Annotated in this window: 18 protein-coding genes; 7 read left to right on the top strand and 11 right to left on the bottom strand. The window is 66.5% G+C overall.

Annotation, left to right across the window (positions count from 1 at the left end):
- Positions 1 to 14 precede the first annotated feature (14 nt).
- Positions 15 to 971: an alpha/beta hydrolase gene (locus JWN03_RS27455; RefSeq protein ID WP_297621092.1), complete on the bottom strand. Its 957-nt coding sequence runs from the start codon at positions 969 to 971 to the stop codon at positions 15 to 17.
- A gap of 104 nt (positions 972 to 1,075) precedes the next feature.
- On the opposite strand from JWN03_RS27455, the gene JWN03_RS27450 reads away from it, so the two are divergent.
- Positions 1,076 to 1,954, top strand: a complete 879-nt coding sequence (locus JWN03_RS27450) for a helix-turn-helix domain-containing protein (protein ID WP_297621089.1) — start codon at positions 1,076 to 1,078, stop codon at positions 1,952 to 1,954.
- Here the strand turns inward: JWN03_RS27450 and JWN03_RS27445 are convergent.
- Complete coding sequence (locus JWN03_RS27445) at positions 1,932 to 4,145, bottom strand: MMPL family transporter (protein WP_297621086.1); 2,214 nt, start codon at positions 4,143 to 4,145, stop codon at positions 1,932 to 1,934. The two genes, JWN03_RS27450 and JWN03_RS27445, sit on opposite strands and share 23 nt — an antisense overlap.
- A gap of 237 nt (positions 4,146 to 4,382) precedes the next feature.
- Here JWN03_RS27445 and JWN03_RS27440 point away from each other — a divergent pair, with 237 nt between their 5' ends.
- The 3 genes from JWN03_RS27440 to JWN03_RS27430 all read left to right on the top strand — a co-directional run bounded on the left by JWN03_RS27440 (position 4,383) and on the right by JWN03_RS27430 (position 6,430).
- Positions 4,383 to 4,952: a TetR/AcrR family transcriptional regulator gene (locus JWN03_RS27440; RefSeq protein ID WP_297621083.1), complete on the top strand. Its 570-nt coding sequence runs from the start codon at positions 4,383 to 4,385 to the stop codon at positions 4,950 to 4,952.
- A gap of 70 nt (positions 4,953 to 5,022) precedes the next feature.
- Complete coding sequence (locus tag JWN03_RS27435; protein WP_297621080.1) at positions 5,023 to 5,943, top strand: LysR family transcriptional regulator; 921 nt, start codon at positions 5,023 to 5,025, stop codon at positions 5,941 to 5,943.
- A 124-nt stretch (positions 5,944 to 6,067) separates the two neighbouring features.
- A complete protein-coding gene (locus JWN03_RS27430; RefSeq protein ID WP_297621078.1) occupies positions 6,068 to 6,430 on the top strand; it encodes a nuclear transport factor 2 family protein in 363 nt (120 codons plus the stop codon).
- Positions 6,431 to 6,451: 21 nt separating this feature from the next.
- Here JWN03_RS27430 and JWN03_RS27425 read toward each other — a convergent pair whose 3' ends face one another.
- Together JWN03_RS27425 and JWN03_RS27420 are read right to left on the bottom strand one after the other, a co-directional pair.
- Positions 6,452 to 7,561, bottom strand: a complete 1,110-nt coding sequence (locus tag JWN03_RS27425) for a DNA alkylation repair protein (RefSeq protein ID WP_297621076.1) — start codon at positions 7,559 to 7,561, stop codon at positions 6,452 to 6,454.
- A gap of 50 nt (positions 7,562 to 7,611) precedes the next feature.
- Complete coding sequence (locus JWN03_RS27420) at positions 7,612 to 8,439, bottom strand: helix-turn-helix transcriptional regulator (RefSeq protein ID WP_297621074.1); 828 nt, start codon at positions 8,437 to 8,439, stop codon at positions 7,612 to 7,614.
- Between the two features lie 123 nt (positions 8,440 to 8,562).
- Between JWN03_RS27420 and JWN03_RS27415 the strand changes: the two genes are divergently transcribed.
- Positions 8,563 to 9,306 (top strand): SDR family oxidoreductase, encoded by a 744-nt coding sequence (locus JWN03_RS27415; RefSeq protein WP_297621071.1) that lies wholly within the window; start codon positions 8,563 to 8,565, stop codon positions 9,304 to 9,306.
- Between the two features lie 75 nt (positions 9,307 to 9,381).
- Here JWN03_RS27415 and JWN03_RS27410 read toward each other — a convergent pair whose 3' ends face one another.
- The 3 genes from JWN03_RS27410 to JWN03_RS27400 form a co-directional block, all read right to left on the bottom strand.
- A complete protein-coding gene (locus tag JWN03_RS27410; protein ID WP_297621068.1) occupies positions 9,382 to 10,515 on the bottom strand; it encodes an FAD-dependent oxidoreductase in 1,134 nt (377 codons plus the stop codon).
- Between the two features lie 150 nt (positions 10,516 to 10,665).
- Positions 10,666 to 11,547 carry an alpha/beta hydrolase gene (locus JWN03_RS27405; RefSeq protein ID WP_297621132.1) on the bottom strand — a complete coding sequence of 294 codons (882 nt, stop codon included), beginning with the start codon at positions 11,545 to 11,547 and terminating at the stop codon, positions 10,666 to 10,668.
- Between the two features lie 52 nt (positions 11,548 to 11,599).
- Entirely contained in the window at positions 11,600 to 12,511 is a 912-nt protein-coding gene (locus JWN03_RS27400; RefSeq protein WP_297621066.1) for a helix-turn-helix transcriptional regulator, read from the bottom strand.
- A 166-nt stretch (positions 12,512 to 12,677) separates the two neighbouring features.
- On the opposite strand from JWN03_RS27400, the gene JWN03_RS27395 reads away from it, so the two are divergent.
- The gene (locus tag JWN03_RS27395; protein ID WP_297621064.1) at positions 12,678 to 13,598 is read left to right on the top strand and encodes an alpha/beta hydrolase; all 921 of its coding nucleotides are present in this window, start codon (positions 12,678 to 12,680) and stop codon (positions 13,596 to 13,598) included.
- Positions 13,599 to 13,721: 123 nt separating this feature from the next.
- On the opposite strand, the gene JWN03_RS27390 is transcribed toward JWN03_RS27395, so the two are convergent.
- From JWN03_RS27390 to JWN03_RS27380, 3 genes are read right to left on the bottom strand one after another with little or no spacing between them, the layout of a single operon-like run.
- Positions 13,722 to 14,543: an ABC transporter permease gene (locus JWN03_RS27390; protein ID WP_297621062.1), complete on the bottom strand. Its 822-nt coding sequence runs from the start codon at positions 14,541 to 14,543 to the stop codon at positions 13,722 to 13,724.
- Entirely contained in the window at positions 14,540 to 15,463 is a 924-nt protein-coding gene (locus JWN03_RS27385; RefSeq protein ID WP_297621060.1) for an ABC transporter ATP-binding protein, read from the bottom strand. Before JWN03_RS27385 ends, JWN03_RS27390 begins: the two co-directional genes overlap by 4 nt.
- 38 nt (positions 15,464 to 15,501) lie before the next feature.
- A complete protein-coding gene (locus JWN03_RS27380) occupies positions 15,502 to 15,858 on the bottom strand; it encodes a VOC family protein (protein WP_297621058.1) in 357 nt (118 codons plus the stop codon).
- Between the two features lie 205 nt (positions 15,859 to 16,063).
- On the opposite strand from JWN03_RS27380, the gene JWN03_RS27375 reads away from it, so the two are divergent.
- Positions 16,064 to 18,877, top strand: a complete 2,814-nt coding sequence (locus JWN03_RS27375) for an ATP-binding protein (protein ID WP_297621056.1) — start codon at positions 16,064 to 16,066, stop codon at positions 18,875 to 18,877.
- A 75-nt stretch (positions 18,878 to 18,952) separates the two neighbouring features.
- On the opposite strand, the gene JWN03_RS27370 is transcribed toward JWN03_RS27375, so the two are convergent.
- Entirely contained in the window at positions 18,953 to 19,957 is a 1,005-nt protein-coding gene (locus tag JWN03_RS27370; protein ID WP_297621129.1) for a helix-turn-helix transcriptional regulator, read from the bottom strand.
- Positions 19,958 to 19,986: the final 29 nt, after the last annotated feature.

Raw genomic sequence — 19,986 nt, 5'->3', positions numbered from 1 at the left:
ATCTGACCTTTCCGTCATCGGAGCACTTCAGCGGCCGACGCTATCGGGGACGCGGTGCGGAGGTGCTGAGCGAAATACGCCGCCAGTTTCTCGACTACGGGGCCGACGTATTGCTTCCGGTCGTAGAGGTCGACGTGACTGGCTCCTTCGACCCAGTGAATTTCCTTGGGGCCCAGTGCCTTCTGGAAGGCCTCGAGGGTCATCCAGGAGGTGACCGCGCGGGTGCCGACGATCATGAGCAGTGGACATTGGGCGATCAGCGGCACCGAGGCGAAGGCATCGAAGATCGCCATCTTGTCGATGCTGCGCCAGTCGAAGTGGGTCGCCGAGCGGGGGTGCTGCCCGCGTGCCGTGCGGTAGTAATCGAAACCCTCCGCGCCGTGTTCGCCGCCGAGGACGCGGGCCTGTTCGATCGTCTCCGGGAACAGCGTCAGCGTATCGGGCTTCACACCGCTCGCTTCGACGGTTCGCGCATGTGCGGCAGCGTCGAGCATGGCCTGGAATACGGCCGCGTCCTGCGTTCCATCGGCACCCAGTCGGAACTGGCGGGCGATGTCCACGGCGCTGACGGTCGCGGCCGCCCGCAGCCGATGGTCACTGCCGGCGGCGGAAAGCACGTAGCCGCCCGAGGCACAGATGCCGAGCGCGCCGATGCGGTCGGCATCCACCTCCGACCGGGTGGTCAGATAGGAGACCGCGGCTTTGAGGTCTTCGACGCGGTGAGCCGGGTCCTCGAGACCGCGCGGCTCGCCGCCACTCTCACCCTGATACGCGGCATCGAAAGTCAGTGTCACGAAACCTTTTTCGGCCAGCCGCAGGGCGTAGAGGCCGGCGGTCTGTTCCTTCACGCCACCGCCCGGGTGGCCGATAACGATCGCCGGGTGTGGACCGTCGGCGGAGGTGCCGGGGGTATAGAGGTGACCGGCGAGGGTGATGCCGGCGCTGTCGAAGGTGACATCGGTTTTGGTCATGACTCCACAGTCACGGCGCTGCGACCTGGAAAAAAGAGACGTGATTCTGACTGGCCACAATCGTGGCCCTCCTACTGGCCCTGTAATCGCCTCACAATGGACTCATGACCTCTCCCTCCGAGTACGGCCAGGTCGGCGGCTTTCTGAAAGCACGCCGCGCCCAACTGACTCCCCGGGAGGTCGGCCTGCCCGATACCGGCACGCGGCGCCGAGTGACCGGTTTGCGCCGCACAGAGGTGGCACAGCTCGCGGCCATCAGCGTCGAGTACTACACCCGGCTCGAACAAGGACGCGTCCGCGCATCCGCTTCGGTACTCCGCACACTCGCTCGCGCGCTGCGCCTGGACGACGATCAGCAGACCTATCTCTACGAACTGGCCGGCAAGACAGACGCCAGACCGCAGCGAAGGCGTACGGTCCAGCGTGCTCGCCCCGCCATGCGACGGCTGCTCGACCAGCTCACCGAGACACCCGCCCTCGTGCTCGGAATGCGCATGGACATCGTCGAGTGGAATTCCGCCGCGGCCGCCCTGTACCTCGACTTCGCGAACATCCCCGCGCATCAGCGGAATTACGTGTATCTACTCTTCACGGACCCTACCTTCCGTGGCCTCCATACCCAGTGGGCGCACGATGCGCGCATCGCCGTGGCAGCGCTGCGAATGGAAGCCGCGAAGAATCCTGGCGATCCCGAGCTCGCACGCCTAGTGGGCGAGCTATCACTGCGAGACACTGACTTTCGCACCTGGTGGGCCGAACATTGGGTCGATAGCGCCACCTTCGGCACCAAGAACTACCGGCACCCGCTCGTCGGCGACCTCACCCTGGACTGCGACACCTGGCTCAGCCCCGACGGCTCCGGCCAACGCCTGCTGGTGCTCACCGCCGAACCGGGAACACCCGCACACGACGCGCTCCGCATCCTGCTGTCCTGGAACGACATTCCTGCGTCTGGAACAGTTATGAGGTTGCCTCGGCAGTGACCGCATCGGCACGCACTCCGTCGTCCGGCACGGTCACCCTGGGCCGTTCGAGGCGGCGGCCTTCGATATCCGGGTCGGGGATGTATTTCGCGAACCATCGGGGGTGATACCAGATCCGCGAGCCGATCAATGCCATCACGGCGGGGATCAGCGTGAGGCGCACAACGAAGGCATCGAGGAAAACGCCTGCGGCGAAGCTGAATCCGATGGCCTTCACGGTGGGGTCGTTATTGAGCATGAATGCCACGAAGATGGCGAACATGATCAGAGCCGCGGCGGTGACAACCCGGGCAGCTCGACCGGTACCTCGAAGCACAGAGCCTCTCGCCTCTCCGGTACGAGAAAAGTCTTCGTTGATCCGGGAGACGACGAAGACTTCATAGTCACTGGAGAGGCCGAAGATGATGGCCAGCATCAGAATCGGCAGGAAACTGACCGTTTGAGTGGGTGTGATTCCGAGAAGACTTGCACCCCAGCCCCATTGGAAGATCGCGACCTGCGCGCCGAAGGCGGCGGCCACCGAAAGCAGGAAGCCGAGTATCGAGGTGAGCGGGACGAGGATGGTGCGGAAGGCGAAGGTGAGCAGCAAGAATGCCAGCCCGATCACGACGATGAGGAACGTGGGCAGGGCAGCGGAGAGCTTGGCGGAGATATCGATGTCGGATGCGGTCTTGCCGCCCACGAGAATTCGAGCTCCGGTGCCCGCGGCGAGAACGCTGCGCTCACTGCGGAGTTTGTGCACCAGTTGGGTGGTCGCTTCGTCATTGGGCCCGGTTGTGGGATAGACCTGCACGGTCGCGATTCCCTCGATCGCCATGCTGACCGAGGCTCCCGCAATCCCCGGTTCCTTGCCGAGGACATCGGCAATCGGTTGTGCGGCAGCCGCATTCGGCACACCTTCGGCGAGGACAACGAGAGGGCCGTTGAAGCCGGGCCCGAAGCTCGCGGCCACCAGGTCGTAGGACCGGCGCTGGGTGTCCGAGGTGGGTTTGGCACTTCCGCTGGGCAGGCCGAGTTCCATGGAGGTGGCCGGCAGTGCGATCACTGCGAGCAGGAGCGCACCGCCGAGGAGCAGCGAAACCGGATGCCGGACAACAAATCGTGCCCACCTCGACCCGAGGGTGCGGTCCGGATGCTCGACGGCGAGGCGCGCCGTTCGCTCCTGCCTGCCGAACCCGAAGAATCGGACAATCGTGTGTCCGGCGAATCCGAGCATCGCCGGCACGAGGGTGATCGCAATGAGTACGGCGACGGCAACCGCCGCAGCGGCAGACAGACCCATGACGGTCAGGAAGGGTATTCCCACCAGGGACAACCCGCACAGCGCGACGATGACCGTCAGGCCGGCGAAGACAACCGAGCTGCCCGCGGTGCCCATGGCCAGGCCGATGGATTCCTCGACGGCCACACCCCCGAGCAGATTGTCCCGATGCCGCGAAAGGATGAACAGCCCGTAATCGACGCCGCAGGACAACCCGAGCATCAGCGCGACAGTGGTTGCTGCCGAAGCGATATCCACGACCGACGCAATAGCGGTGACGCCCATCAGCGTCGTGATGACGCCGATGATCGCGGTCATGATCGGCAGGCCGGCCGCGACGAACGAACCGAAGGTGATCAGCAGGATCAGCAGCGCGACCGCGATTCCGATGATCTCCGGTATCGGCGATTGCGCCGTATGCGAGCCTGGATACACCCCGCCCGAATAATCGACGCCGATCCCCGCGGCCTCGGCCGGACCGACCGCTTGCCGCACCGCATCCAAGGTCGAGGCCTCGACATCGGCGGCGCTCTTGTCCGCGAACTGCACCGACGCGATCGCCACACGCCCGTCCGGCGACACCCGTTTCGACGCATACGGATCACCGACAGCGGTGACCTGCGGAACCGACTTCAGTTCCGCCACCGCCTGTTCCACGGTGGTCCGGAGCGCGGGATCGTTCAGATCGGCGCCAGGCGTGCACGAGAACACCACCTGCATCTGAACCCCGGCCGCCTGCGGAACCTTCGAGTACAGCAGATCCTGGACCTGCTGCGCCTCGGTCCCCGGCATGGCGAAACTATCGCTGGTCTTGCCGCCGCTCAGGGTCGCGACCGCAACCGCGCCGACCCCGATCAAGAGCCAGGCGGCCAGTACCCAGCGCCTGCGCCGCGTACTCCACCGCGCGAGCCGATACAGAAAAGTCGACATGAGGGCCTCTGTTCGACGGACTGGAACGGCTATTCACTAGCCGAGTGGCTAGTGAAATACCCTAGACGTGCGCCGACCCGTTGACAAGAGATTCACCAGCCACGCGGCTAGTGAAATACGGTACGGTGGCGAAATGCCGATGGGAAACTGACCGCCGAAGTCGCGGTCGAAACAGCCACGTCCACAAGGAAAGTCCGGGTGGCGATCAGGCATGATGACTGATATGCGAGGGCGACGATGACGGACACCGGAGCCACCACCCGTGCCGAACAGGCCCGGCAGACCAGGCAGCGCATCATCGACACTGCCCGCAGCATGTTCTCCGAACGCGGGTACGAGGCCACGACCCTGCAGCAGATCGCCGACGAGATGGGTCTGACAAAAGCCGCGGTCTACTACTACTTCCGCACCAAGGCCGAGATCTTCCGGGAGATCGTGGTGCCCGAGTTCCGCGCCATGAACGAACTGCTCGACCGCGCCGAGACCGTCCGCTCCCGCCCCAAGCGCGTGCAATTGGTGATCGCCGGAATGGTCGACATGCTGGTGGCCCAGCGTGAGGCGCTGGCCATTCTGCAAGCCAATCCGGCGATCGACGTCCGGATCGATTCCGACAACGGCTCATTCGAATCGATGCGCGACCGCGCCCTCGTGGTCCTCTACGGCGACAATCCCTCTCCCGATCAACGCGCCGCCCTCTATATCAATATCGCCATCGCCGTCGCGGTCCCCGCCCTGGCCGATATCCCCGACGACATCCTCCGGGAAACCCTCACCCGAGCCTGCACCCGGCTCTTCAACGTCAAGTAACCATGATCGGGCGGCCGCCGCGCTGAATGAGCACAGCGAATGTTCGACACACCTGGTATGCGTAGAAGTCATGGATTTCTCCGAGGTCTCGCTCACCGCATTGCGGGTCTTCCGGGCCGTCGCGGAGCAGGGCACCTTCACCGCGGCGGCGACTTCGCTCGGCTATACCCAGTCCGCGGTGTCGCGGCAGATCGCCTCGGCCGAACGGGCCGCGGGGGTGCAATTGCTCGAACGCCACCGCACCGGCGTACGGCTCACCGCCGCAGGGCAACTCGTGCTGCGGCGAGCGACGGACGTGCTCGACCGGATCGATGCCACCGCCCGCGAGCTCTCCGGGCTGCCCGCTCCGGGCGGCATCGTCCGAGTGGGCTGGTTCCCCAGTGCGGGAGCGGCTTTGGTGCCCCGGGCGATCACTGCCCTGCGCACCAGTCATCCGGCCATCGTCGTTCACACTCGCGAGGGCAGTACCCCCGCTCTGGTCCGCGCACTGCGCGCCGGAAGTCTGGACCTGGCGCTACTGGGCTCCGAGCCGCCCTTCCGGCCGCCGGACACCGAGTCGCCGCCGCTGGTGCTGCAGACCCTCAGCGAAGCCGGCCTCCGGGTGGCGGTGCCCGCCGATCATCCGCTCGCGCGCGGTGACTACATCGATGTGGCCGATCTGCACGGCCGGTTATGGATCGCCGGACCGGCCACCGAAGATCGGCTGATGGGTGTGTGGCCCGGCCTCGACGAACGCCCCGAAATCGCGCACACCGCGCGAGACTGGCTTGCCAAGCTGAACCTGGTCGCCGCCGGCTGCGGATTCACCACCGTCCCTTCCTCTCTCACTCCGGCGGCGCCTCCGGGCGTGCGCATTCTGGCGGTACGCGGTGGCCCGCAGGAACATCGCCGCTTACTGCTGGCGAGGCTCCCGGCGCCGCTCACCGAGCCCGCCGCCCGGGTAGCCGAAACCCTGCGGACCGTAGCGATGGCTCTGCAGATTCCGCAATGAGCTTGGGATCCAGGGCACGCCGGACACGTTCCTAGGAGCGGCACACCCAGGTACACCGCGACCTTCTCCGAGACCGTGGATCGGCCGAGGATGTATCGAAAGTGCCGGAGAGCAAAGGAGAATCATGGTCGCCATCACCGAAAAGCAAGTCGGCGCGTGGGTCGAACGGTATGTGCAGGCGTGGAAGACCTCCGACCCGGACGATATCGCCGCCCTGTTCACCGAGGAGGCCGAATATCATGAATGGCCTTATGAGACATCGTGGATCGGCCGCACGGCCATAGTCGACGGGTGGCTGGGCCGACAGGCGTGGCAGGAAGGCGGCTGGGAGTTCGAGTGGTCGGTACTGACCATCACCGGAGACACGGCCGCGATCGAGGGGACGGGCGTCTACCGCAAGCTCGGCACGTTCTCGAACCTGTGGACGGTGACCTTCGGTGACAAGCGCCGCTGTGCGGTGTTCCGGATGTGGAACAACGAGCGCTGATCGTCCCGCGTCCGCGGTCGGTCAGGCGGGTGCCGCTTCGAGGTCGAAGGTGAAACGGTCGGAGGCAATACCGTTGATACGCAACTCGATTGCGTGGCCGCCAGGGTAGTAGCGGCGGGTGCTGATCGGCCGGAACGAGTGCTCGCGGTCGATGGTGTGCGCTTCGCCTGGTGCGAGCGTGCAGGTGGCGAGTTTGAAGGTCTTGCCGGTCTGGCCGCCGTTCGCCTTGCGGTGGTGAATGACGTAGTCGATGGACAGACGCGCCGGTGTGGCGCCGGTATTACGGATCGTGGCGGTGAAGCGGATGCTGCCGCCGAACGGAACGGTGGTCCGGTCCAGCAGCGGCCCGTCGATTTCGACGGCGGCATGGGCGAATCCGAGCAATTCCAGCGCACCGGGGTGGCCGCTTTTGACCAGGGTGCGCAGAGCGTGCCGCACCAGGCGGGCGGTGTCGGCTCCCGGAGCGTCCAGCCAGCGCCGGGCGGCGGCGACCACCAGGTCGGGTTCGTCGCGGCTGAGATCGTTGAGATGATTGGCCACCGAGCGGCGCACATATTCGCTGTCGTCGAGGTAGAGCGCGTCGAGAATCGGAACGGTGATTCCGCGGCGGGCAATGATCTCGGGAACCCTTGTCGACCAAGGCAAATAGGGTCGGGTTCCTTCGGAGGCCAGCCGGCGCACTTCGATGTCGTCGGAGGTGGTCCACCTGGCGATAATGCCCAGCGCCCGGTCCAGATCGTGGCGCAGCAGGGCGCGGATCGCGAATTCCGCGGTGAGCCGCCCGGTGAGATCGGCCAGCAGCGCCATCGCATCGTCGAAGGCGGTGGTGCTGTTCTCCTCGACGGCCCGGGCCGCGATCGCACTGGTCACCGGCCAGATCAGCCAGCCGGTGAAACCCTCCGAGCTGTCCGCGGCGGTGCGCACGACACCGGCGAGTTCGGCGTAGGTGCCCGGTATGCCCGCCAGGAGCGCATCGCGGAGCACATCGGCGCGCGGGCGCAGGGCGAGCGGTCCGAGTAGGCCGGGAGCAGCACGCAGGGCTGTCAATTCGGCTGTGGGCGCAGCCTTTTCGATCGCACTGAGAAGGTCGCGCGCGGTGCGGTCATTGACGAGTTCATCCGCGAAAGGCATGTCGTTCGATACTCCTGGTCACTCGACGTATTACTGCGAACGGCTGCAGCTCAGGCCGAAGTCGTCATGGCCGCGAGGTAGGCGAGCGCTTCCTCGCTGCGGCTGCCGGGCTCCGGGGTGCCGACAAGTAGTTGCTGTCCGGGCGCGTCACGCACGTCGAAAGTTTGGTAGGTGAGTTCGATTCGCCCGGCGTCGGGATGGACGAAGACCTTGAACGCACGATTGAGGCCGCCGACCTTCTGATCGGCCCACAGCGTACGGAATTCCGCGGACTGCTCGGTGAGCTCGGCGACAAGACCGCTGATGTCCCGCTCCGCCGGGTAATGGCCCGCGTTCAGGCGCAGCGCGTGAACCGTGGCGGCGGCCACGACCTGCCACTCGGCGAATACGGTCCTTGCCTCCGGATGCGTGAACAGGATGCGCGGCATATTCCGCTCCGCGCCGAACGGCGCCAGCAGAGCATCGGCGATCGAATTACCGGCCAGCACGTCGAACGCCGGTCCCAGCACATACGCCGCGGCACGAGGGAACGCATCGAGCAGTTGCAGCAGCGATGGGTGGACGAGATCGCGGGGACTCCCGGGCGACACACGGGGATTCAACCCTGCCAGCCGATACAGGTGACCGCGCGCGTCGGCGGTGAGTTTGAGCGCCCGGCCGATGGCATCGATGACCTGAGCGGAGGGATTCCGCTCACGACCCTGTTCCAGGCGGGCGTAGTAATCGGCGCTGACTCCTGCCAGCACCGCTACCTCTTCCCTGCGCAGCCCCGCGACCCGACGGCCCGAACCGCCGCCGGGCAGCCCGGCGTCGGCGGGTTCGAGCCGGGCGCGGCAGGCCCGAAGGAACTCACCGAGCTCGTTGTCACGGGATCCCATGCTGGCGATGATAGCCACGCCGGAACTGGCCTGGGTGTCGCGCACCTAGGTTCACACTGCCTTCCCGAACCGGCACGTGCGGGATGTACTGGGTTGTCACCTCATCAGAGTTCAAGGAGCGCAATGACTTCCTCATCGGATACCGAGCAGAAGGTCGTCCTGATCACCGGAGCCAGCAGCGGGATCGGCGAGGCCACCGCCCGTCACCTCGCTGCCGTGGGACACCGGGTGGTCGCGGGTGCCCGGCGCACCGATCGGCTCGAGATCCTGGCCGCGCAGGCACGCGCGACCGGAGGTTTGCTGGACGGGCTCGCACTCGACGTCACCAGCTTGGACAGCGTCCGCGCGTTTGTTGCCACTGCTGTCGAGCGATACGGCCGGGTCGACGTGCTGATCAATAATGCCGGTGTGATGCCGCTGTCCCCCATCAGCGATCTCCGCATCGATGAATGGGAGCAGATGATCGACGTCAATCTGCGTGGCACGCTCTACGGCATCGCCGCTGTGCTGCCGATCATGCAGGAGCAGGGAGGCGGTCACATTGTGAATGTCGCCTCGGTCGCGGGGCTCCGCGTCGACCCGACCGCAGCCGTGTACAGCGCCACCAAGTTCGGCGTCCGCGCACTGTCCGAGGGGCTGCGCCAGGAGAGCCGGGATATTCGCGTCACCATTGTCAGCCCTGGCTTCACCCACAGCGAGCTCACCGATCGCGGTGGTTCGGACGAAGCTCGATCGGCGGCACGCGGTGCGACCGATCAGCTCGCCATCCCCGCTTCCGCCATCGCCGAGGCCATCGGCTTCGCCATCAGTCAGCCGGCCACCGTCGACGTCAACGAGCTCGTCATCCGACCTACTGCGCAGAACTAGAAACACTGTCCTGACACGAATGCGCCTTTCCCACTGGGATTCTGGCGCTCGGACGTTGCGGTTCATCCAGCAGGTTCATCGCTGCCCGACGCGCTCCTGACCCGTTCGCCGAGAGGCGGCGACCATGGCCGACGAGTACTCGAGCATGTCGGCCTCGTAGCGGCGCACGGCCTCGTGCAGGGAGGTGCCGGTCGCGAGCGCCGTGGATATCGAGGTGGTCAGCTCCCCCGCGTCCCGCAGGGCGGTGTTCGCGCCCATGGCCAGCACCGGGCTCATCGCGTGGACGGCATCACCGACCAGCGTGACGCCGCGGCAATCCCACTGCCGCACAGCGCCGGCGGTGGAGATGCGCAGGGGAATCAGGGTGGAGGTATCCCAACTGCCGAGAATGCGATCGATATCGGCGGGGCGATCCGGTCCGATAATGCGGTCTGCGAGGTCGCGAAGTTCCGGCCCGTCGAGCCGACGCAATGCGGCGAACGACGGCATGCACGGATGATCGGTGGTCGCGCCGACCAGACATGCGACATAGTCGCGGACCGGACCCACTCCCATATGTGTGCCGCCCGCCCCCTTCACCACGGTGAAGATGCTCTCGAACACCCAGTCCGGCAAGCGGTGCGAATCCGGATCCGGCAGCGGGATCTTCCCGTAGATCAAACGTAGCCCGGTGTCCTCGATGTCGGCCTGCGGCAACAGCTTTCGACGCACCGCGGAGCTGACGCCGTCCGCACCGACCAGCAGATCCCCGACCACGACGCGACCATCCGCGAAGTGGGCGGCGATTCGACCATCGGGCAGCTGTTCGTACGTGACGAACCGGGCACCGTAATGAACCTCGGCAGGCAGACCGGCCAGTAGGAGCTGCCGCAGCGTCGCACGGTCGAAAGCGAGCGAGGTGGCCACCCCTGACCTCGCACGCTCGCTCACCACGCGATCGGCGAGCACCGCAAGATGCTGATCCAGCACGGTTACCCGCGGCGGCGGCGATGCTGCTGTGGCCAGACACGATTCGAACAGCTCCGGCGGCAGACAACGCTCCAGGCCGGAAAGCCCCGGCGCATCGAGCTGAATGCGGTATCCCTGCGGCCTCGCTCCGGGAAAAGGATCCCGCTCGAAAACAGCTGCCTCGATACCCAGGCGATGGAGGCCGTGCGCAAGCGCCAGCCCGCTTAAACCCGCCCCAACGATAATCGCACGAAAATTCACGGTCCACTTCCTTCTACATACGAAGAAAGCACTGGATCCCGTGGGGATTTCACACTACGGAGGTTCGGGGAACCCGCGAATCGTGCTGCCCCGAAACACCATTCTGGAGCAATTTTTCGTGCATCTGTTCAGTTGTTCCCGCACACCATACTACGTACCGAGACCGCCCTCGATACCGAGCAGCCGCCGGGCACCGGCAGCGTAGGTATCGGGGTCCTCGATCTGGGGATAGTGACCGAGGCCGGGCAGTTCGATCACCGCGGCACCAGGTCGCAGTTCCCGTAGTCCGTCCAGGACCGCGGTCGTAGCCACCGGATCGCCTGTGGCCCAGAGCAAGCCGAGGGGCTTGCCCCAGTCCCGAACAGCACCGTGCCAGCGATCGGCGTGCGCGACTCGCTCATCCAGATAGGCCGTCAGCAGATGCGTAATACGTTGGCCGCGTTCATAGGACAGCAGTGCCCACTGCGCGGCGGCCTCGCCTCTCGACAGCGGGTGCTGCGCCGAGAACAGCGCCGAAAACTCACGAGTGAACAGCACCCGGTTCGCCAGCCGCGCCGCCACCGGACCGAGCGGACCACGCAGAATCTTCTGAATCGGCCGCAACGTCGCCTTCTCCAAGATCACACTGCCATTGCCGAGAACGACACGCTCCATCGAAAACGACAGTGCCCCTTCGATATCCCGCGCGAGCAGCTCGGTGGCGACCGAGGTCCCCATATCGTGCGCCAGCACCACCACCGGACCGGCAACACTGCCGGCAACTACTTCCTCGACGATATCGGCCTGCTCGAACAGGCTGTAGCGATGCGGCCGAGGCTTGTCCGAGAATCCGAACCCCAGAAAGTCCAGCGCCACCCACGCCCTACCCCCGAGCTGATCGACGATGCGCCGGAAGTCGTAGGAGCTCGATGGATACCCGTGCAGCAGAAGCACAATCGGCCCATCTCCCGGACCCGATCGCACGAACACCTGGCCCGCCGCACAACGCACCCAGCGCCCGCCCTCGCGCCACGCTTCCACCTCATCGGGCAGCGACACCGCGCCCTCTTTCACGCCGGTACCACCGTGACCAGAACGGTTCGCGTCATGAACGATCACTGTAATCACGATCGTGCGGTGTGGCAGCGACGCTGTCGGATGACGGCGGCGCATCTGCGGAATCAGCCCACGAGGCGAGGAAACGCAGCGCCTGATGTGAGGGGGTGCCCGGTGCGGCCGTCATCACCAGGATTGTCTGGTGGGGGTCGTCGAGGCAGGCCAGCATTTGCCAATCCAAGGTGAGCTCACCGGCGGCGGGATGGCGAAACGTCTTGGCGCCGAAGGTTTTCCTGGCGACATGACGGGCGGCCCACCAGTCGCGGAAGTCGGCGTCGTGGACGGACAGCTCGCCGACCAGCGCCATCAGCCTGGGGTCGTCGGGGAACTCCACCGCATCCATGCGGAGGTACTCCACACAGATGCGGGCAGTCGCCTCCCAGGCCACGTAGCGGCTGCGAACCGCAGGGTCCAGGAATGCCATCCGCACGAAATTGCGCTGCTCGGGCGGGATTTCGGCAAAATCTATGAACAGGGCAGCGGCCAGTTGATTCCACGCCAGGATGTCCATATGCCTGCCGAGGACCAGGGCGGGGGTGTCGATCAGGTTGTTCAGCAGCAGCTCGGTCGCAGGCCGCGCGCGCTGAACGGCAGGACCTCGGCGAACCTTCGATTTGTGGGCCAGTTTCCGCAGATAGACCTCGTCGTCGGCATCGAGGCGCAAGGCGCGAGCGATGGCGGTCAGCGCCGACTCAGAAGCACTCGTAAGACGACCCTGTTCGAGTCGGGTGTAATAGTCGGCGCTGATCGCGGCCAGCTGTGCGACTTCCTCCCGGCGCAGGCCCGCCACGCGGCGCGGCTGCCCCACCGCGGGTAGTCCGACCTGCTCTGGTGTGACCTGGGCGCGCCGGGTACGGAGGAACTCTCCCAGCTCGTTGTGCCGTGCAGCGCGGCTACTCATAGCCCCGATTCTGCACTCCCCTCACTGTTCCTGGGACGGCAGGTTTTGTCCTAGGAACACCGGTGCCCAGGAACGATTTCACGCTGGTTGCGGTATCCGCGGCGAACGAAGCTGACTACAGCGTGCCGATGACGGCACCGCAGCGACAACGTTGAGGAGACGAAACGTGCACACCGATGTGAAATTCCCCAGCAATGGGCTGACCCTCGCCGGAAACCTTTACACCCCAGCCGATTACACCGAGGGCGAACGGCGACCCGCGATCGTGGTCTCACATCCCTTCGGCGGCGTGAAGGAGCAGACCGCAGGCCTGTATGCCGAGAAGCTCGCCGGCGAAGGGTTCATCACCCTCGCCTTCGATGCGTCCTATCAGGGTGAGAGCGAAGGCGCGCCGCGCTTCCTGGAGAACCCGTTCGCACGGGCCGAGGACATCAGGAGCGCCGTCACCTATCTGGCGAGCCTGCCGCAGGTCGATCCGGAGCGGATCGGTGCGCTGGGGATCTGCGCATCCGGCGGTTATGTGCCCTTCGCCGCGCAGACCGAGCATCGGATCAAGGCCGTCGCGACCGTCAGCGCGGCCGATATCGGCGCCCTCTTCCGCGAGGGCCTCGGCGGCGGCCAGAGCGAAGACATTCTGCGGGGCATGCTCGACGAGGCCGGGGCGGCCCGCAATGAAGAGGCGCAGGGTAAGGAACCTCGCCTGCAGCGCGCGGTTCCGGAGACCGAAGCGGACGCACAGGGCTGGCCCACGCTCTACACCGAGGGGCGCGACTACTACCGCACACCTCGTGCGCAACACCCGAATTCGCCGAACTGGTGGGTGTCGCGCAGCGTGGACCAGATCGCCCAGTATTCCTCCTACGACCTCATCCACCTGATCTCACCGCGGCCGCTGCTGATGATCGCCGGCACCGAAGCGGACACCGCCTACTTCAGCCGGCAGGCGATCGAGAAGGCCCGCGAACCCAAGGAACTGTTCTGGATCAACGGCGCGACCCATATCGATCTCTACGACAAGGACGAATACGTTCCGACCGCGATCACCGAACTCGCGGGATTCTTCACCGAGCACCTCGCGGCAGTCTGACGCGATCAGGGCCTTCGAGCCAAGTGGGACAACACAAATGAGCGGGGAGACCTTCAGCTGATCTGCTGAAGGTCTCCCCGCTCTGTGGGATCGAACTGGGCCGGCAACTCCGGCGGCCGGCCGTCAGGCGTCCTGGCGCTGCAGGCGTACCGCCGCGATGACCAGAAGCGCTGCCGTCCAGAGGGTCAGGACGGCGAAGCCCTGCCATGGACCGAGCAGATCGCCTGCGGCAGCGTGCTGTTGGGCGATGAGGTGTCCGGCTTCCGAGGGGAGGTAGGCGTGGATGTGCTTGCCCACCGTGCCGGGGAGCATTTTGGCTATCGGCGCGATGACCAGGACGAAGGCGATGACGCCGGTGATGCCGGCGGCGGTGTGGCGGACTATCGCCCCGATGGCGAGCGAGAACAGGCTGAGCATGGCCAGGTAGAGGCCGCAGCCGATGACGGCGCGCAAAACTCCGGGGTCACCGAGCGAGACGTGGACCTTACTGTTCATGATCGGCGCCCCGATCATGAAGGACACGAAGGAGACCAACTCGCCCATCACCAGGGTCAGCAGTCCGAACACCGCACCCTTGGCCGCCAGCATCGGCACCCGATTGGGCACCGCCAGCAGGCTGGCCCGGATCATGCCGGTGGAGTACTCGGAAGAGATGACCATGACGCCGAGCACGCAGACCGTGAGCTGGCTCAGCAGAATTCCGCTGCCCAGAATGGTGCCGGTCGGGTCGAGGCGCATGGCGGCCTGCTGGGAGGCATCGGCGCCGTCCCACTGTGCGACACCCATTCCGATGAACAGTGCGGTGCTGGCCACGCCGAGCACCACCAGCAGGATCAGCGACCAGATCGTGGAGCGGACCGAGCGGATCTTGGTCCACTCCGAGAGCATCAACTGCCCGAAGCCCGGTTCCCGGGTATCGATGAAAAGGGCGGTGTCGGTGTTCATTTCACTCCTCCAGCGGTCGGAACCTTGACGTCGTACTCCACGGTCTCGCGGGTCAGCTCCATGAATGCGTCCTCCAGCGAACCGCGCCGGCGGGTGAGCTCGTGCAGCATCAGCCCGGCGGCGGAGGCGAGTTCGGCGATGCGCGGAGCCTCCAGGCCCGTCACCTCGAGACCCTCCGTACCGGCGGTGACCATGCCGCCCTCGGCGCGCAGCAACTCCGCGAGCCGATCCTGATCGGGACTCTTGACCAGCACGCTCTGCTCGGTGCTGCGCTCGATGAACTCCTCGGTGGAGCAGTCGGCCACCAGCCGGCCGCGGCCGATCACAATGAGATGGTCTGCGGTGACCGCCATTTCGTTCATCAGGTGACTGGAGACGAAGACGGTGCGGCCCGCCGCGGCCTGCGCCTTCATCAGATTCCGAATCCAGACGATGCCCTCGGGATCGAGACCGTTGAGCGGCTCGTCCAGGATCAGCAGGGCCGGATCACCCAGCAGCGCAACGGCAATGCCGAGGCGCTGCCCCATGCCCAGCGAAAAACCGCCCGCCCGTTTGCGGGCCACCGCGGTCAGACCGACCTGCTCGATGACCTCGTCGACACGACGCCTGGGCAGACCCTGCGCCTGGGCCAGGCAGAGCAGGTGGTCGTAGGCGCTGCGGCCGCTGTGCACGGCACGCGCCTCCAGCAGTGCGCCGACCACCCGCATCGGCTGCGCCATATCGCGGTAGTGCTGACCATTGATGGTGGCGTCACCGTGATCAGGACGGTCGAGGCCGAGCAGCAGACGCATGGTGGTCGACTTGCCGGCGCCGTTCGGGCCCAGGAATCCGGTGACCCGGCCGGGCTGGACGGTGAAGGAGAGGTCGTTCACGGCGGTTTTGCCGCCGTAGTGCTTCGTGAGGTGCTTGGCCTCGATCATGGCTATTCCTTAGAAAGATTAGGCAGCGGGGCGAGTGCTCAGCGGTCCTGGATCAGCCCGAGGACATTGCCGTCGGTATCGGCGAACGTGGCCACCAGCCGGCCGCCGCCGACATCGTGTGCGGGCTCCTTCGTGGTGGCTCCCGCCGCGGTGACCTCGGCGAGCTTCGCCTCGATATCCGGCACGTGCCAGTAGGCCACCGGTGCGGTCACATTCTCGGTGCCGCCGGCCGGGACCAGGCCGATGTGCTGGCCCTCGGTGTCGAAGCCGACGTAGAAGGACGAATCAGTCTGCGGCGCTACGCCGAGCAGCGCGGTGTACATCGCCTTGGCCGCCGCCGGATCGGACACGGTGTGCAGCACGGTCTTGATGCCCTGGGTGGAAGAGCTGGTCATGATGACTCCTGAAGTAGTGGGCCGAATCGACCCCGGTGATTCCGGCGGTAGCGCCGTTCTGGGTGTGCTCAAAGCTTGGCTTGCGGCGCCACCGCGCCACATCCGTGACGATCACGGAACCGACCACTGATCGAGGCACGGACCCGCCCACGGTCACTACGCAATCCGCCCGCATGTACTGAGTACGAAGCGGATATAGGGCAGGATGAGGACTGTGGCGGCGACGGTGGAGATCTCGGCTCGGGAAGCCGAGGTGCTGGGGCTGCTGGGAGAACATCTCAGTAATGCCGAAATCGGTGCGCGACTGTTCATTTCGGTACGTACCGTGGAGAGCCACGTTTCCTCGCTGCTGCGCAAGCTGGAGGTTCCGGATCGGCGGGCGCTCGCGCAGCGCGCCTCCGAGCTCACGTGCGCCGACCGATCGCATCCGGCACCGGTGCTGCCGGCGCCGTTGACCTCGTTCATCGGCCGGACGCGGGAGCGTGCCGAGCTGACCGAGCTGATCCAAAAGCACCGGCAGGTCACCGCGGTCGGGCCCGGCGGGGTGGGCAAGACCCGCCTTGCCCTCACAGTCGCCGCGGAGGCTGCCGACGAGTACTCCGACGGGGTCTGGTTCGTCGACCTGGTACCACTCACCAGCTCGGATATCTGCGTGGTCGCCGGTACCGTCGCCCTTGCCATCGGCCTCGGCGAACAACCCGGCCGCGGCATGGACGAATCGGTGCTGGCCGCACTGGCCGATCGGCACGCGCTGCTGGTGCTGGACAATTGCGAACACGTGCGAGATGGCGTGGCGCTCTTCATCGAACGCCTGCTCGCCGCCTGTCCCCGGGTGACGGTGCTGGCGACCAGCCAGGCTCGGCTGATGGTGCCGTTCGAACGGGTCTACCCGGTCCCGCCGATGTCATTGGCCGGTGAGGGCGAATCGGATGCGGTCCTGCTGTTCATGGAGCGCGCGGCAGCGAGCGGCTGGCCGCCCAATCATGCACTCCGCGACCAGGTCTCGGAGTTCTGCGGACGACTGGACGGCGTGGCGCTGGCAATCGAACTCGCCGCCGCCCGCTGGACCACCCTCGGATTGGACGGCCTCACAGAGGGCCTGTCCGATCAGCTGCGGATGCTCGCGGGCGGCGCGCGCGGCGATGACCGGCACCGCTCGGTACGGGCAGCACTGGACTGGAGCCACGGACTGCTGGAGCCGGACGACCGAGTGCTGCTGCGCCAGGTGTCGGTGTTCATGAAATCGTTCACCGTGGGAGCCGCCGCGGAGGTCACCGAATCCGAAAAGGGTGTTGTCGCAGACAGATTGGCCCGGCTCGTCGAACAGAGCCTGCTCATGGTGACGGCGTCACCGAACGGCACCGAATACCGGGCGCTGGAGACCATTCGCCAGTACGGGATCGAACGGCTCACCGAGGCAGGCGAACTCGTCGACGCCCGGTCCCGGCATCTGCGCTGGTGTCTGGCCGCGGCCGCCGATCTGACGGTGGTGCGATCGGACTGGCGAGCCGGATTCGATGCGGTGGCAGACGATTTCCGCGCCGCCATGGCGTGGGTGGCCGACCGGCCGGAGCAGCGCGGGGATGCGTATCGCTTCGCCCGGTACCTGGCGGACCTGTCCTTCACCCGGCACCTGACCGGCGAATCCCAGATGCGCTATGAGCAGGCGGCCGCGCTCGCGGATGACCCGGCCGCCAGTGCGGCACTGCTGCGGAACGCGGCCGCCGTGGCCGGATGTCAGATGCGGGGCGACGATATGTATCGGCTGCACCGTGCGGCCGCAGAGGCGGCGCTCCGCGCCCGGGATACCGCCGGTGCCGCCGCCGACCTGGCGACCGCTGTCACCACGACGTACCGGTTCGCCAGCAAGTTCGCTCGAATTCTGCCGCAGGACAAGGCAATCGCACTGATCGACGAAGCACGGGAGCTGGCCGGTGACGATCCCGCTGCCCTGGCGGCAGTGGCGCTGGCCGAGGCCGGGAGTGCGCTCACCGAGGCCTTCGCGGTCGCCGAATGCCCGCCGGGCACAGTCGTACCGGAGACCATCTCGTGCGCCGAACGGGCGGTCGAACTCGCGCACCGGACGGGCGATCCACTCGCCGAGTCCGCCGCGCTCGATATCCTCGCCGGCGCCCAGAGCTGGGGCGGTGACCCGTTTGCCGCTGCGGCAACAGCACGGCGCCGCATCACACTGCTCTCGTCCGTCCAGGACATTCCGGCCGGTACCCACGAGTTGATCGATGCGCTCGGCGAGGTCACCGAAGCCTGCCTCGGCGTCGGAGATCTACGGGGCGCCCGCCGGTGGGCGAGGCAACTCGCGGATCACCCGCTGCTGGCCGAGGTCGGCCACCGAGCCACCTGCTGGCTGCTGGTAGCCGACACGCTGGCAGGAAATGTCGATGACGTCCGCACCCGCGGCATCCGATTCCTCGAATCGTGGCACCGCACCGGCAGCCCCACCGGGTCGGGCCTCGGCGCGGCAGTGGCCGGTGTGGAGTTGATCCACGGCCTCCGCGCGGACGATGACGCCCGGTCCGAATGGACCTCCGTCATGAACCAGCTCGACACCCCGCCGGAACATGCCTACGGCTACAAGGCCGTCTTCGACTCGATCCTCCTGCTGCACAACGGCTATGCCGACGAGGCACTGGAACGAATGGCGCCCGAGCCCAGCGAGGTCTGGCGCTGGCTCACCTGGATCTGGCTCCACTGGTATGTCGCGCTGCGCGCCGAAGCCATCGTGCTCGCCGGAAAGCCCGACGCCGGTGCGCGTCTCACCGAGGCCCGGACCATCGTGGCCGGAAACCCCATAGCCACAGCCATTGTGGAGCGAGCCGAAGCCCTGTTCACCAACGATCACGAGCGACTGCTCGCCACGGCAGAGGTGTTCACCGCCGCCGGTTGCCACTACCAGTCGGCGCGGACCCTGGTGCTCGCCGGCGGCGACCATACAGTTCGCGGCGCCGCCGCACTGGCCGATCTCGACCTCACGCCGATGGTTCCGTACCGATACTTTTGATGACCGGACGATCAGCAATTGGGCGCTGGGCCTTGCCCGCTGGTGTTCCGCGAGAACTGCAGGGACGCTTGATGTTCACGCGGCTGTGGTGCCCGCGGCGCGTTCGGCGCGGCGGGCAAGCTCGGCGAAAGCCTGCCGCAATGTGTTCGGTCCGATGACCTCGATCTCGGCGTCGAAACGTGCGAGCGTCGCCGCGAGCGCACCCCAGGACCAGGAGCCTGCCCGCAGTCTGGTTCGGTCGGGGCCGAGCTGTTCGACAACACCATCGGCGGCGAACGGAGCCACTCGCGCGGCCGGGAGGTTCAGGATCACCTCACCTTGGCATGGCCAGGTGTTCGCGCTCGAGGAGCCCTTGAACCGGGCCGAGAGGAAGGCTACGACATCGCCGCCAGGTACCTGCCGGGGGGTGAAACGTGGTCCGTTGGGGGTACGAAGGGCCATTCGGTCGAGGCGGTGGATTCGCCAGTCTCCGCGTTGAGGGTCCCATCCGATGAGGTACCAGCGTCCACTGCGGACCACAATGTGGTGGGGCTGCACCCGGCGAGGCGGGCGCGGGTCGGCATCGTCCGGCCGGGCCGGTGACCGGTAGTCGAACCGCACTTCCTCCGCGGCTCGGATGGCGGCGCTCAGCGCGAGCAGGACCTCGGTGTCGGCCTGGGGGCCGCCTCCGCGCGCCGCTGATTCGACGGCGGTGATCTCGAGGGCGTCGATGCGGTGCCGCAGCCGGGACGGCATCACCTGACGCACCGTTGCCAGGGCCCGCACGGCGGCCTCCTCGATGCCCGCGCCCGTCCCCACCGCGATCCGCAGCGCCACCGCGAGCGCGACCGCCTGCTCGTCGTCGAACAACAGCGGCGGCAGGTCGCTGCCTGCTTCGAGGCGGTAGCCGCCGTCGGGTCCCTTCACCGCTGTGACCGGGTAACCCAGCTCGCGCAGGCGATCGACGTCGCGCCGCACCGTGCGGTCGCTGACACCCAGCCGCTGGGCGAGCAGATCCCCCGGCCAGTCGCGACGGACCTGGAGCAGCGACAGCAGCGAGAGCAGGCGAGAAGAAGTTCCGGTGGACGATGCGGTCGGCATGATGTCCACACTGTCACCAGTAGCGGACA

This window comes from Nocardia sp. (assembly GCF_025465275.1).
Taxonomy (GTDB): domain Bacteria; phylum Actinomycetota; class Actinomycetes; order Mycobacteriales; family Mycobacteriaceae; genus Nocardia.
The sequence above is the reverse complement of the archived record's forward strand: the minus strand, read 5'-3'. Positions and strand labels throughout refer to the sequence as shown.

Bases quoted from the DNA above. Each gene is read 5' to 3' on its own strand.
- JWN03_RS27455 (WP_297621092.1), bottom strand. From the start codon at position 971: ATGACCAAAACCGATGTCACCTTCGACAGCGCCGGCATCACCCTCGCC.
- JWN03_RS27450 (WP_297621089.1), top strand. From the start codon at position 1,076: ATGACCTCTCCCTCCGAGTACGGCCAGGTCGGCGGCTTTCTGAAAGCA.
- JWN03_RS27445 (WP_297621086.1), bottom strand. From the start codon at position 4,145: ATGTCGACTTTTCTGTATCGGCTCGCGCGGTGGAGTACGCGGCGCAGG.
- JWN03_RS27440 (WP_297621083.1), top strand. From the start codon at position 4,383: ATGACGGACACCGGAGCCACCACCCGTGCCGAACAGGCCCGGCAGACC.
- JWN03_RS27435 (WP_297621080.1), top strand. From the start codon at position 5,023: ATGGATTTCTCCGAGGTCTCGCTCACCGCATTGCGGGTCTTCCGGGCC.
- JWN03_RS27430 (WP_297621078.1), top strand. From the start codon at position 6,068: ATGGTCGCCATCACCGAAAAGCAAGTCGGCGCGTGGGTCGAACGGTAT.
- JWN03_RS27425 (WP_297621076.1), bottom strand. From the start codon at position 7,561: ATGCCTTTCGCGGATGAACTCGTCAATGACCGCACCGCGCGCGACCTT.
- JWN03_RS27420 (WP_297621074.1), bottom strand. From the start codon at position 8,439: ATGGGATCCCGTGACAACGAGCTCGGTGAGTTCCTTCGGGCCTGCCGC.
- JWN03_RS27415 (WP_297621071.1), top strand. From the start codon at position 8,563: ATGACTTCCTCATCGGATACCGAGCAGAAGGTCGTCCTGATCACCGGA.
- JWN03_RS27400 (WP_297621066.1), bottom strand. From the start codon at position 12,511: ATGAGTAGCCGCGCTGCACGGCACAACGAGCTGGGAGAGTTCCTCCGT.
- JWN03_RS27390 (WP_297621062.1), bottom strand. From the start codon at position 14,543: ATGAACACCGACACCGCCCTTTTCATCGATACCCGGGAACCGGGCTTC.
- JWN03_RS27385 (WP_297621060.1), bottom strand. From the start codon at position 15,463: ATGATCGAGGCCAAGCACCTCACGAAGCACTACGGCGGCAAAACCGCC.
- JWN03_RS27380 (WP_297621058.1), bottom strand. From the start codon at position 15,858: ATGACCAGCTCTTCCACCCAGGGCATCAAGACCGTGCTGCACACCGTG.
- JWN03_RS27375 (WP_297621056.1), top strand. From the start codon at position 16,064: ATGAGGACTGTGGCGGCGACGGTGGAGATCTCGGCTCGGGAAGCCGAG.
- JWN03_RS27370 (WP_297621129.1), bottom strand. From the start codon at position 19,957: ATGCCGACCGCATCGTCCACCGGAACTTCTTCTCGCCTGCTCTCGCTG.